Annotated in this window: 5 protein-coding genes; all 5 read left to right on the top strand. The window is 72.9% G+C overall.

The window, feature by feature from the left end; all coding sequences use genetic code 11:
• Positions 1-342: 342 nt before the first annotated feature.
• A complete protein-coding gene (locus FHS34_RS39390) occupies positions 343-1,362 on the top strand; it encodes an aromatic ring-hydroxylating dioxygenase subunit alpha (RefSeq protein ID WP_184974909.1) in 1,020 nt (339 codons plus the stop codon).
• A 31-nt stretch (positions 1,363-1,393) separates the two neighbouring features.
• Positions 1,394-2,362 (top strand): PDR/VanB family oxidoreductase, encoded by a 969-nt coding sequence (locus FHS34_RS39385; RefSeq protein WP_184974906.1) that lies wholly within the window; start codon positions 1,394-1,396, stop codon positions 2,360-2,362.
• A gap of 104 nt (positions 2,363-2,466) precedes the next feature.
• On the top strand, positions 2,467-5,562 hold the full coding sequence (locus FHS34_RS39380; protein ID WP_184974903.1) for a non-ribosomal peptide synthetase: 3,096 nt from the start codon (positions 2,467-2,469) through the stop codon (positions 5,560-5,562).
• Positions 5,563-5,591: 29 nt separating this feature from the next.
• Complete coding sequence (locus FHS34_RS39375; RefSeq protein WP_184974899.1) at positions 5,592-12,137, top strand: non-ribosomal peptide synthetase; 6,546 nt, start codon at positions 5,592-5,594, stop codon at positions 12,135-12,137.
• Positions 12,134-13,123 (top strand): 2,3-diaminopropionate biosynthesis protein SbnA, encoded by a 990-nt coding sequence (sbnA, locus tag FHS34_RS39370; RefSeq protein WP_225817904.1) that lies wholly within the window; start codon positions 12,134-12,136, stop codon positions 13,121-13,123. The genes FHS34_RS39375 and sbnA overlap by 4 nt, the downstream gene beginning before the upstream one ends.
• Positions 13,124-13,131 lie beyond the last annotated feature (8 nt).

Here is a 13,131-nt window from a genome sequence, read left to right as displayed (position 1 = left end):
ACCCTGGCGCATCCCGGCCGTGCCGCTCCGACGGATGGATGGGAGATCGTCCCAGAACTGCGGCAGAAGGCCTGATCGACGGGACTCGCCACATCGAAGTCGGAAAGGTTCGGGCATGTCAAGTAGCCATCGGTGAGGACAAGTTGCGCGCCGGGACGTGATTGACACGGCGTTCGGCGAACGTATCGTTGAGCCCTGTCGAATCGCGCTGCGCCAACCCGCACCCCCTTCGGCAATGGGCGGGTCACAGTAATGCGTCCGCTTCTTGTGAACGGACTTTTTCGGCCGTCGATTCAATGACGACTTGCGCGCGACGCCCACTGATATCTACAGGAGAGCTCAATGAGTGCTTTTCCGCAGAACTATTGGTATGTCGCTGCATGGAGCAGGGAAGTGGGCAGGAAGCTTCTCAGCCGGACGATCTGCGGCGAACCGATCGTGTTCTACCGCAGCCGCGACGGCCGGCCCGTGGCCCTGGCGGACCGCTGTGTGCACCGCCGCTACCCGCTGTCGCTCGGCCGGCTCCAGGACGATTCCATCGAGTGCGGCTACCACGGCTTCGTCTTCGACTGCTCCGGGGCCTGCACCTTCGTGCCCGGTCAGGACCGTGTGCCGCGCACCGCGCGGGTGCCGAGCTACCAGGTGGTGGAGCGGGACAAGTGGATCTGGATCTGGATCGGCGACCAGAGCGAGGCCGATCCGGCCCTGGTGCCGGACGCGCACTGGCTGGACGACCCCGAGTGGGCCTCGGTGGAGGACATGGCGTACTCGCCGTTCCGGTACGGCCTGCTGATGGACAACCTCATGGACCTGTCCCACGAGACGTACCTGCATGCGGGTCTGATCGGCACGCCGGAGATCGCCCGCACGCCGTTCACCACCCATGTCGACGACGCGCGCAACCGGGTCACCTTCTCGCGCCACATGGAAGCCGTGGCGTGCCCGCCCTTCTACGAGAAGACCACCGGCTACACCACGCCGATCGACCGCTGGCAGGACGTGGCGTTCCAGCCGCCCGCGTTCTGGGTGAACAACGTGCGGGTCGCACCGCAGGGCACACCGGTCGGCCCGAACGGGGACGAGGGCGGCGCCCACGTGAAGATCCTGCACGGGCTCACGCCGGAGACCGAGAACAGCACGTGGGACTTCTGGGCCGTGGTCCGTGACTTCGCGCTGGACGACGACTCCGTGAGCCAGGCGCTGCTGACGATGAACCAGGAAGTGGTCCAGCAGGACCTGGACGCCCTGACCGTCCTGGAGCAGGTCGTGGCCAGCGAGCCGCCGGGGACGCAGGAGCTGAGTGTCGAGATCGACGCGGGCGGCCTGGCCGCGCGCGCGATGCTCCGCAAGATCAACCCGTAACGGTCCGCACCGAGCCCGAAGGGCGGAAGACATGGCTCGCGACACGCTTGAGGTCCTGATCCGCGAGCGGACCGAGCTCGCCGCGGGTGTGCTGGGCCTGGAACTGGTGGCACCCGACGGCGGCGCGCTGCCCGCCGCGGACCCCGGAGCGCACATCGACCTGGTGCTGCCGTCGGGGCGGGTACGGCAGTTCTCGCTGTGCACGCCCGACGGCCGGGCCGGCACCTGGCGCATCGCCGTCCTGCGTGAGCCGGAGGGGCGCGGCGGGTCGGTGGAGGTGCACGACGAACTCGCCGTGCACACCCGCCTGCGAGTCGCCGGGCCGCGCAACCGCTTCCCGCTGCTGCCGGCCGACGACCTGCTGTTCATCGCGGGCGGCATCGGCATCACCCCGCTGCTGCCGATGCTCGCCGAGGCCGAACGCAGAGGCTGCCGCTGGCGGCTGGTCTACGGCGGGCGGGCCAGGGCGTCCATGGCGTTCCTGCCCGAACTGGCCCGCTACGGCGATCGCGTCACGGTCGTTCCGCAGGACGAGTACGGGCTGCTCGATCTCGACGGGCCCCTGTCCGGGATGCCGGCGGGCGGGCGGGTCTACTGTTGCGGGCCCGAGCCGCTGCTCCAGGCCGTGCAGCAGCGCTGCGCCACGCTGCCCCGGCTGACGCTGCACACCGAGCGGTTCACCGCCGGGGCCTGCGCCGCCGCCCCCGGGAGGGCGGACACGGGCTTCGATGACACGGGCTTCGAGGCTGTCCTGGAGCGCAGCGGCAGGTCGGTACCGGTGCCCGCCGGGACGTCGGTCCTCGACGCGCTGCGCGAGGCGGGCGTGGCGGTGCTTGCCTCGTGCGAGGAGGGCACCTGCGGCACCTGCGAAACCACGGTCCTCGAGGGCACTGTGGACCACCGCGACAGCCTCCTGACCCAGGAGGAGCGCGACGCCGGTGACCTGATGCTCATCTGCGTCTCGCGGTCCCGCGGCCCTCGCCTGGTCCTCGATCTGTGAGTTCGGCGAGTGCTTCGAAGACCGCCGGCCTTCCCCGTCCCTCACCCGCCCCCCGCGCCGTGTTCGAGGGGCCCACAGCCCCCGGCCGCACCTGGAGAACACCGATGACGCACCCCTCGTCCTGGGACGGCCTCATCGAGGACGCGTTCCTCGAACAGGTCCGGGCCCGCCCGTCGGCCACGGCCCTGGTCGCGGGCTCCCACGTGCTGACCTATCAGGAGCTGTACGACCGGGCGGCCGGTGTCGCCGCCGGGCTGCGCCGGGCCGGCGTGCGGCGCGAGACGCTGGTCGGCCTGGCCTTCGACCGCTCGGCCGACTCGGTCGTGGCCCTGCTCGCCGTCGTGCTCGCGGGCGGCGCGTACGTGCCGATCGATCCGGCCTATCCCGAGCACCGTGTCCGCCAGATCACCGAGACGGCGGCGCTGCGCCTCGTGGTGTGCCCGGAGCCGGTGCGCGAGCGGTTCACGGCGCCGCAGCCGGCGCTCACGTGCGGACTTGAGGAGCTTTTGCGTCTCGGCGGGGCGGCGCCGCCGCACGACGCGCCCCGTGCCGGGCACTCCCCGCTGGCCTACGTGATGTTCACCTCGGGCAGCACCGGACGCCCCAAGGGGGTGATGGTCGAACACCGCGGTGTACTGCGCCTGGTCAAGGACACCGACTACGTCGACCTGTCACCGGCCCAGCGCGTGCTCCAGGCCGCTTCGCTCGCCTTCGACGCGGCGACGTTCGAGATCTGGGGCGCCTTGCTGAACGGGGCGTCGCTGCACGTGGTGGACCATGAGACGGCCGTCGTGCCGGGGCGGTTCGCGCGGGCGATCCGGGAGCAGGGCGTGAGTGTCGCCTGGGTCACCGCCCCGCTGTTCCACCGCATGGCCCAGGAGGACCCGACGGCCTTCGGCTCGCTGGCCACCCTGCTGACCGGCGGCGACGTGGTCTCCCCCGCCCATGTGCGGCTGGTGCGCGAGGCCAGTCCCTCGCTGACCGTCGTCAACGGCTACGGACCGACCGAGAACACCACCTTCACCACCACCTTCCCCGTGCGGGAGCACACCGACGGCCCGCTGCCCATCGGCCGGCCCATTGCCGGCACGACCGTGCGCGTCTGCGACGAGCAGGGCCGTCCGGTGCCCGCCGGGACCGTCGGCGAGCTGTACACCGGCGGTGCCGGGGTGGCCCGCGGCTACCTGGCCGACCCGGATCTGACGGCACGGAAGTTCGTCGTGCTGGACGGGGAGCGCCACTACCGCACCGGTGACCTGGTGCGTGCCACCGAGGACGGGGTGCTGCACTTCCACGGCCGGCAGGACGACCAGGTCAAGATCCGCGGCCATCTCGTGGAGCTCGCCGAGGTCAACGCGGCGCTCAAGGCGCTGGAGGGCGTGGCCGACGCGTACGCCGCAGTCGTCGGCGAGCCGGGTGAGGAACGCTCGCTGGCCGCCTATGTGGTGGCGCCCGGCGTCGAGGGTGCGGTGCTGCGGCGCACGCTGCGCGAGCGGCTGCCGGAGTACCTGTGCCCGGACCGCTTCGTGATGCTGGACCGGCTGCCCCTGACGTCGAGCGGCAAGGTCGACCGGCGGTCCCTGCCGGCCGTGGCCGGGCCGGCACCGCGGCGCGGCGGCCACCCGCTCACGGCCGGTCAGGCCCGGCTGGCCGGACTGTGGGCCGGCGTCCTCGACGTCGGCGCCGAGGCCATCGGCCCGGAGACGGACTTCTTCGAACTCGGCGGGAACTCGCTGCTCCTGGGTGTCCTCATCGGCCGGCTGGCCCGGGAGGGCTTCGCGGTGAGGTACGCCGACGCGGTCGCCGCGCCGTCGCTCGCCCAGATGGCCCGCACCGTGGCGGCCACGGACTCCGCCCCGGTGCCGGCCGTCCCCCGTCCGGCACCGGGTGCGGCCCCCCTCCACCCCCAGCAGCAGGGCCTGTTCGCGATCTGGCAGGCCGATCCGGAGTCGCTGACGTACAACATCCCGGTGCGCCTGGAGCTGACCGGGCCGGTGGACCCCGAACGGCTCCGCGCGGCACTGGCCGCCCTGGTGTCCCGGCACGAGGCGCTGCGGATGCAGTTCACCGTCGAGGCCGACGGGGTCCGCCAGGAGCCGGCCCCGCCCACTGCACCGGAGTTCACGTTTCTGCCCGCACCCGACGAGCGGGTCGTCGCCGCCTTCGTACGTCCCTTCCGGCCCCGCCGGCCCGACGGCGCTCCCCTGCTGCGTGCCCTGCTGGTGCGCGCCGGCGCCCCGGACCGGCACGAGCTCCACCTCGACACCCACCACGCGGTCTTCGACGGGGTCTCGCTTCGGATCCTGGTCGAGGAACTGCTGGCCGCCTACGCGGGCGAGCCGCTCGCCGGGCAGCCCGCGGACTACCGCGCGGCGGCGCACTGGGCCCGGGACCGGGCCGCCGGCGGGGACGACGCGGCGGACGAGGCCTACTGGCTGCGGCAGTTGGCGGACCTGCCCACGGCGCCGGTGCTGCCGGTGGACCGTCCGCGCGGGCCGGTCCGGGCCACCCGGGGAGCGGTGGTCGGCGCCGTGCTGGAGGCCGAGCGCTGCGCCGGCGTACGCGCGGCGGCCCGCCGGCACCGTACGACGGCGTTCGGGGTGCTGTTCGCCGCGTGGGCCGCGACGCTGGCCCGGGTCTCCGGGCGCCGCGACTTCACCGTCGGCACCCCCACCAGCGGGCGGGTCCATCCTGATCTGGACGCCGTCGTGGGCATGTTCGTGAACACGGCCTGTCTGCGTGTGCGCCTGGACGACGGCTCGGCGACACTGGGCGATCTCGTCTCGCAGGCGGACCGGCTGGCCCGGGAGGCGCTCACGCACCAGGGGCCCCCGTTCCCCCAGCTGGCGCAGCGGCTCGGGGTGATGCCCGAGCCGGGGCGCAACCCGCTGTTCGACGTGCTGTTCGCACTGCAGGACATCGACTTCTACGTGGTACGCCGGGGCCCGCTCACCGCCCGTACCGAACTGGTCAATCCGGGGACCACCCGCTTCGACCTCAACCTCCAGGCCTATCTGCGCCCCGATGCCTTGAGGCTCGACCTGGAGTACGCGACCGACCTCTATGACGGGGCATCCGCGCAGTGGCTGCTCGACGCGTATGTGGAGGCCGTGACCGAACTGCTCGACGATCCCGCGGCGCCCGTGCTCCGGGCGAGCCGCCCGACACCGGCCGCCGAGCTGCCGGACTTCGACCTGTGAGGGCCGCCGACGTGGACACGAAAGACACCATGAGCACCGCGTTCCAGCTCAGCGGGGCCACCCATGCCTTCCCGGAGCAGACCGCGTACTGGACCTCGCTCCTGAGCGGCTGGGAGCAGCCCACCGTCCTGCCTCGCGACTTTCTGGCCCATGCCGGCGAGCCCTCTTACGGCCAGGTCACGGTGCCGCTTCCCGCCGTGTGCGCGGCTCGCTGCCGCGGCCTGGTCAAGGACCGGCCCGCACTCGCCCAGGTGCTGGTCACGGCCGTGGTCGCGGTGCTCGGCGCACGCGCCACCGACACCGAGCAGGTGCAGGTGCTGACCGGCTACCGGCACCCGGCCACCGCACGGGAGGCCGCCTTTCCGGTCGGGGTGGCCCTCACCAGGCAGACCACGCCGCGCGAGCTGCTCGCCTCCGCCCGGTCCGCGTACCAGGAGGCGACCGCGCACCTGGACGTGCCCGTGACGCACCTGATGCGCTCCCGGGGGCACCTGCCCACCGATCTCGCGGCCGGCGCCGACGGGGAGCTCTCCGCCGCGCAGGCGGCGGACGCCGGCTGCGTGATCCATGTCGACGTGCGGCTGCGCGACGCGGAGCCGCACCTCGTGCTGCGCTATCGCGCCGACCTGTTCACCATGGCGACCGCACGGCGGCTGGCCGGCACCTGCGTCCAGCTGCTCGACGCGGTCACCCGCGACCCGGACGCTCCGGTGGACGACCTGCTGGACGCCACCCCCGCCGAGTCCGCCACGATCGCCGGGTTCAACGCCACCGCTCGCGACTTCCCCCGCGACGTCCCGCTCCACCGCTTCCTGGAGCAACAAGCCGCCCGGTCCCCGCAGTCGGTCGCGATCCGCGACGACGGCACCACCTACGCGGAACTGGACCGGCGCGCCAACCAGCTCGCGCACCGGCTGCGTTCCGCCGGCGTGGGGCCCGGCACGGTCGTCGGCGTGTGCCTCACCCGCTCGCCGCTCACCCTCACCACGATCTACGCGGTTCTCAAGGCGGGCGGCGCCTACCTTCCGGTCGACCCGACCCTGCCGGCCAACCGCATCGCGTACATGCTGGAGCACAGCCGGACGGGCATCGTGGTCGGCGACGGCGCGACGCGGAAGGTGGTCCCGGCCGCCCAGACCTTCCTCGACGTGAGCGAGCCCGGCGTCCTGGACGGCGACGCGCCGGCACCCGAGGGCGGCGCGGGACCCGAGGACCTGTGCTACGTCATCTACACCTCCGGCTCCACCGGCCGCCCCAAGGGGGTCATGCTGGAACACCGGGCCGTCGTGAACCGGCTGGTGTGGATGCAGCGCGCCTACCCCCTGACCGCCGACGACGTGATCCTGCACAAGACACCGTTCACCTTCGACGTCTCCGTGTGGGAGATCTTCTGGTGGACGCTCGCCGGGGCATCCGTCTGCACCCTTGCCTCGGGTGCGGAGAAGGACCCCGCGGCGCTGGTCTCACGGGTCGGTGAACACGGCGTCACCGTCCTGCACTTCGTGCCGTCGATGCTTCAGGTGTTCCTGCAGTACGTGGAGCGCGACGCCGGAGCGCTGGCATCGCTGCGACGGGTGTTCGCCAGCGGCGAGGCCCTGGGCACGGCGCATGCCGTCCGCTTCGCGGAGCTGCTGACCGGCCCGTCGGGTGCCGAGCTCGTCAACCTGTACGGTCCGACCGAGGCGGCCGTCGACGTCACGCACTTCCCGTGCGCGGACCTCGACCCCCGGGTCAACGTCCCGTTGGGGCGGCCGATCGACAACATCGTCCTCAGGGTGCGCACCCGGGCCGGCACCACCGCCCCGGTCGGAACCCCGGGCGAGCTGTGCATCGGCGGGGCGGGTCTGGCCCGCGGATACCTCGACGCGCCGGAGCTGACCGCCGAGCGGTTCGTCGAGGACCCCGCTCTGCCGGGCGGGCGCGGCTACCGCACCGGCGACCTGGCCCGCTGGCTGCCGGACGGGACGCTGGAGTACCTCGGCCGGATCGACACCCAGGTGAAGATCCGCGGGTACCGCATCGAGACCGCGGAGATCGAGCACGTCGCCGAGTCCACGCCCGGTGTCGCCGCCTGTGCCGTGCTCGCCCTCGACGACGGCGGGGACCGCAGCCTGTGCGCGTACGTGGTGCCCGGCACGGGTTATGACGAAGCGGCGGTACGCGACCGGCTGGCAGCCGAGCTGCCCGCCTACATGGTCCCGCAGTTCGTCGTCGTCCTGCCCGCCATCCCCACCACCCACAACGGCAAGCGCGACGTCAAGGCCTTCCCGCCGCCGCCCCGGCCGGCCGCCGGCGCCTCGGGCCCCGCACCGACGAGCCCGGTCACGGTCCGGCTCGCGGAGATCTGGGCACGCGTGCTCGGTGTGAAGGCCGTCGGCCTGGAGGACAACTTCTTCACCCTGGGCGGTGATTCGATCAAGATCGTGCGGGTGCTGGCCGAGGCGCAGCGCAGCGGTCTCGGCTTCTCCTTCCAGGATCTGTTCGCCCATCCCACGCTCGCCGGCCTGGAACCGCACGTGCAGCGGGGTGCGCCCCAGGGTGAGGTGGGCGAGGAGGAGAGTCTGCTCAGCCCCGACGACGCGCGCCGGCTGCCGCCGGACGCCGAGGCCGCCTATCCGCTGTCCGCGCTGCAGGCCGGGCTGCTGTACGAGGTGGAGCTGACCGGGAACCGGCCCGGTCTCTACCACGACGTGGTCGGTTACCGCGTCGGTGAGCCCCTCGTCCTGGACGCCTTCCGTGCCGCCGCCGACGTGGTCGCCGCCCGTCATCCCCTGCTGCGCACCTCGCTGCATGTGTCCGGCTACGGCGAGCCGCTGCAGATCGTCCACGCCGCTCCCGCGGATTTGGTCGAGGTCACGGACCTCTCCGAGCTGGACCAGGCGGCGCAGGAACGGGAGCTGGCCGACTTCTACGAGCGTGAGCCGGCCCGTGGTTTCCGTCCCGCGGAGGGCGGCCTGGTGCGTGTCCGGCTGCATCTGCTGGGCGAGCGCGGCTTCCAGTACAGCCTCAGCTACCACGCGGCCGCGCTGGACGGGTGGAGCGTCAGCGTGGTCCATCACGATCTGTTCTCCGCCTATCTGGCGCTGCGCGCGGGCCGGGTCCCCGAGTTCACCCCGCTCGGCTCGGACTACCAGAGCTTCGTGCGCCTGGAGCGCGCCGCGGTGGCATCGGCGGACAGCCGTGATTTCTGGCAGGGGGTCCTCGACGGCCACGAGGGTGTCCGGCTGCCCCGGTGGCCCTTCGGCCCCGCCGCCCCCGCCGACGTCTCCGGCGTGGCCATGCACGACGTCGCGCTGGAGGACCCGGTCCCGGCCGCGGTCGAGCGCGTCGCCGGGCAGCTGGACGTACCGGTGAAATCGGTCCTGATGGCGGCGCACGTGGCCGTGCTCGCCTTCATCACCGGGTCCGGGGACGTGCTGACCGGCTACGAGCACAGCGGCCGGCCGGAGGTGGCCGGCGGCGACCGGATCGCCGGCCTGTTCCTGAACTCGGTGCCGTTCCGGATCCGTGTCGGCGACGGCAGCTGGGCCGACCTGGTACGGGAGGTGTACCGCGCGGAGACGGCGCTGCTGCCGCACCGGCGCTACCCGATGGGTGAGATGAAGCGCGTGCGGCAGGTCCAGGAGCCCTTGTTCGAGGCCGTCTTCAACTTCACGCACTTCCATGTGCTCGACGATCTGCGCCGGGAGCACGGGCTGCGCCTCGAGCGGAGCCGGGTCACCAGCGAGACCGAGTTCCCCTTGCGCGCCGAGTTCTGGCAGGACGCCTTCAGCGGCGAGGTCGCGCTGTCGCTGCACTACCACCGTGACGTCTTCCCGGCCGAGCAGATCGAGCGGATCGCCGGCTACTACCGGCGCGCCCTCGAACTGCTGACCACAAAGCCCGAGTCCGGGCACCGTGAGGTGACGCTGATGGGCGACGACGAGCTGGGGCTGCTCACCGCGGGCCTGGCCGGACCCGTGCGGGAGCTGCCGGACGGCGGAGCGCTCGGCCTGTTCGCCGCACAGGTCGCGGCCCGGCCCGACGAGATCGCCGTACGCCACCGGCGGAGCGCGTTGACCTACCGGGAGCTGGACGCCTCCTCCGCCCGCCTGGCCGGCCGGCTGCACGCGGCGGGGGTGCGGGCGGGTGATGTCGTCGCCACCCCGATGGACCGCGGCATCGCGTGGGCGGTCAGTGTCCTGGCCGTGCTGCGGCTCGGCGCGGTGTACCTGCCGCAGGAGCCGACCGATCCGGCCGCCCGGCTGCGCGGCATGCTCGCCCGGTCCGCGTGCCGTCACGTCCTCACCGCCGCCGGGCACCGGGACATGCTGGCGGAACGGCTGGCCGGTGACGGCGAGAAGACGCCCGTGGTGCTCTGCTACGAGGAGCTGATGGCCGAGCGGGCCGCGCCCTGGGTGCCCGGTGCCCCTCCCGGTCCGGCCGCTCCGGCCTACTTGATCTTCACGTCCGGTTCGACCGGTGAGCCCAAGGGTGCGCTGATCCACCACGAGGGCATGCTCAACCACCTGCTCGCCAAGGTCGACGCACTGGGGATGACGGCCGGGGACGTGGTGGCGCAGGTGGCCACCCAGTGCTTCGACATCTCCGTGTGGCAGCTGCTCTCGGCCTGGCTGGTGGGCGGCACCACGGTCGTCTTCGACGCCGGACTCGTCACCGACCTGCCCGGATTCGCCCGGACGCTGGAGGAGGAGTCCGTCAGCGTGCTGGAGGTGGTGCCCTCGTTCCTGGACGCGTTGCTCGGCGAACTCGGCGACCGTCCGCGTGCGCTGTCCGCCCTGCGCTGGAACCTGGTCACCGGCGAGGCCTTCCCGCCCGCGCTGACCCACGGCTGGTTCGAGCGCTTCGACGTGCCGATGGTCAACGCCTACGGGCCGACCGAGACCTCCGACGACGTCACCCACCACGTGCTGACGGGCCCTGCGACCGGCGAACGCGTGCCGGTGGGCCGCCCCATCGCCAACACCAACATCCACATCGTCGACTCCGGCGGCCGGCCCGTCCCCTTCGGCACCTACGGGGAGATCCTGGTGACGGGGACGGGCGTGGGGCTCGGGTACCTGAACGACCCCGAGCGCACGGCGCGGGCGTTCGTGCCGAACACCCTTGACACGCTCTCCTCGGCGTCCGGGCGGCTCTACCGCACCGGTGACATCGGACGCTGGCTGCCCGGCGGGGTCCTCGACTGCGCCGGCCGCCGCGACCACCAGACGAAGCTGCGGGGCTTCCGGATCGAGCTGAGCGAGGTGGAGGGGGCGCTGGCCGCGGTGCCCGGCGTGGATCACGCCGTGGCTCTCGTACGCCGCGACAGCGGCCGGGACCGGCTCGCCGCCTGGTACACGGGCACGGCCGAGCCATCGCCCGGGGCGCTGTCCGCGGCGCTCGCCCGGATGCTGCCCCGGTACATGGTGCCGGACGTCTTCGAGCGGCTGGAGAGCTTCCCCGTGACCCGGAACGGGAAGGTGGACCGCGCCGCGCTGAGCCGCCGTCCCCTCACCGACCGGAACCCGGACGTGATCGAGCCTCCCGCGAGCCCCGCCGAGTCCGCGATGGTCGCGGCGTTCGCCGGGATCCTGGGCGTGCCGGAGCACGCCGTCTCGGTCACCGCCGGTTTCTTCGACCTCGGCGGCCACTCCCTGGCCGCGATGCGGCTGGCGGCCAGGCTGCCGGGGGTGGCCCTGCGGGACGTGGTGGCCCATCCGACGCCGCGGGCGCTGGCCGCGCTGGCCGCCCGGACGGATCCGCGCGCGGCCACCGGGCCGGCGGCAGGCGGGCAGGCGGCAGGCGGGCAGGCGGCAGGCGGGCAGGCGGCGGCTCGGCGTGGCGCCCCGCTGACCGATCTGACCGCGGCCGCCGGGCTGCGGACCTCCGGCCCCCCGGCCACGGTGGTGTGCTTCCCCTTCGCGGGGGGCACGGCCGCCAGCTACCTCACCGTCACCAGGGCGCTGCACCGGGCGGGCGCGCCCGTGCGGGTACTGGCCGCCGACTTCGGTCATGCCCTGGCCGACGGGGCCGGCGCGGAGGAGCTGGCCGCCGCGATAGCCGACCGGGCGGAGGGGCCCCTGGTGCTCCTGGGCCATTCCGCGGGTGCCGCACCGGCCCTGGACACCGCGTTCGCGCTCCGCCGCAGGGACCAGGAGCCCGCACGCGTCTTCGTGGTCGCCTCCCTGCCCCGCTCCGACGACCCCGCGGACTACGACCCGGAGGCGTCCCTGCGCCGGAGCGACGAGGAGGTGTGGCGGTGGCTCGGGCAGCACACCGGCCTGGACACGGCCGTGCTGCCGGCGGCCGGGCTGCGCCGGCTCGCCCAGGACTTCCGGCGGGACTCGGCCGCCGCGGCCCGTTCCTGGACCCGGCTGCTGGCCATGCCGCCCGGCAGCGCGCTCGACTGCTCCCTGACGCTGCTGCTCGCCGCGGACGACCCGCTCACCCAGGACCACGAACAGCATGTGCACCGCTGGACGCGGCTGACCCGCGAGCTCGACCTGAGCATCGTCGGTCACGGCGGTCATCACCTCAACGCGACCCGGCCGGACTTCCTGGCCGAGCAGATACGAAAGGCGGTCCGCCCGTGAGGGCGCTGGGTGCCTACGAACTGGGGGCGCCCCACGCCTTCCTCGAACTCCCCGACTTCGCCGAGGATTTCTCCACCCATCTGAAACTGGAGGGACTCAACCCGGCCGGGTCCATCAAGCTCAAGGCGGCCCGGGCGATGGTGGAGAACGCCGAGGCCGACGGCGTGCTCAAGCGGGGGGCCCGGCTGATCGAGTCGACCTCCGGGAACCTCGGCATGGCGCTGGCCTCCGTGTGCGCCGCCAAGGGCTTCCACCTGATGGTGATCACCGATCCGAACGCCAACGAGCACAGCATCCGCTTCATGCGGGCGATGGGCGCGCACGTGACGGTCGTGACCGAGCAGGACGCGGGCGGCGGATTCCTGCAGACCCGTATCCGCCTGCTCCACCGCCTGCTCGCCGAAGACCCGTCGCTGGTGTGGCTCAACCAGTACACGAACCCGGCCAACCCCGGGGCCCATCGGGACGGCACCGCCGTGGAGATCTTCCGGGGCTTCGGGGAGCCCGACTGGCTGTTCATCGGCACGGGCACCGGCGGCACGTTGATGGGGTGCGTCGAGTACGTGCGGGACAGCAGGGCGGCCACCCGCGTGGTGGCCGTGGACACCGTGGGGTCGGTGACCTTCGGCGGGCCTCCGGGACGGCGGTGGATACCGGGGCTCGGAGCGAGCCGGCGGCCGGAGATCTTCATCGACGACGGGTCCTTCGACAAGGTCCTGGTCAAGGAGCGCGACACGGTCCTGATGTGCCGTCACGTGGCCAGGACCTATGGCCTGCTGCTCGGCGGCTCCACGGGCACCGTGCTGGCCGCGGTGCGGTCCATGCGTGACGCGATCGCGCCGGGTGCCACCGTGCTCGCCATCTCTCCCGATCTGGGCGACCGCTACCTGAACACCGTGTACGACGACGACTGGGTGTACGACCGATTCGGCGTGACGGACCTGACCGGCGTCGAACCCACCGACAGGACGAAGGCGCAGGCATGACGAAAGGC

Source organism: Streptomyces echinatus (assembly GCF_014203595.1).
Lineage (GTDB): Bacteria > Actinomycetota > Actinomycetes > Streptomycetales > Streptomycetaceae > Streptomyces > Streptomyces echinatus.
This window is presented reverse-complemented; position numbering and strand designations above follow the sequence as displayed.

Coding starts and splice junctions, on each gene's coding strand:
- FHS34_RS39390 (WP_184974909.1), top strand. CDS start 343: ATGAGTGCTTTTCCGCAGAACTATTGGTATGTCGCTGCATGGAGCAGG.
- FHS34_RS39385 (WP_184974906.1), top strand. CDS start 1,394: ATGGCTCGCGACACGCTTGAGGTCCTGATCCGCGAGCGGACCGAGCTC.
- FHS34_RS39380 (WP_184974903.1), top strand. CDS start 2,467: ATGACGCACCCCTCGTCCTGGGACGGCCTCATCGAGGACGCGTTCCTC.
- FHS34_RS39375 (WP_184974899.1), top strand. CDS start 5,592: ATGAGCACCGCGTTCCAGCTCAGCGGGGCCACCCATGCCTTCCCGGAG.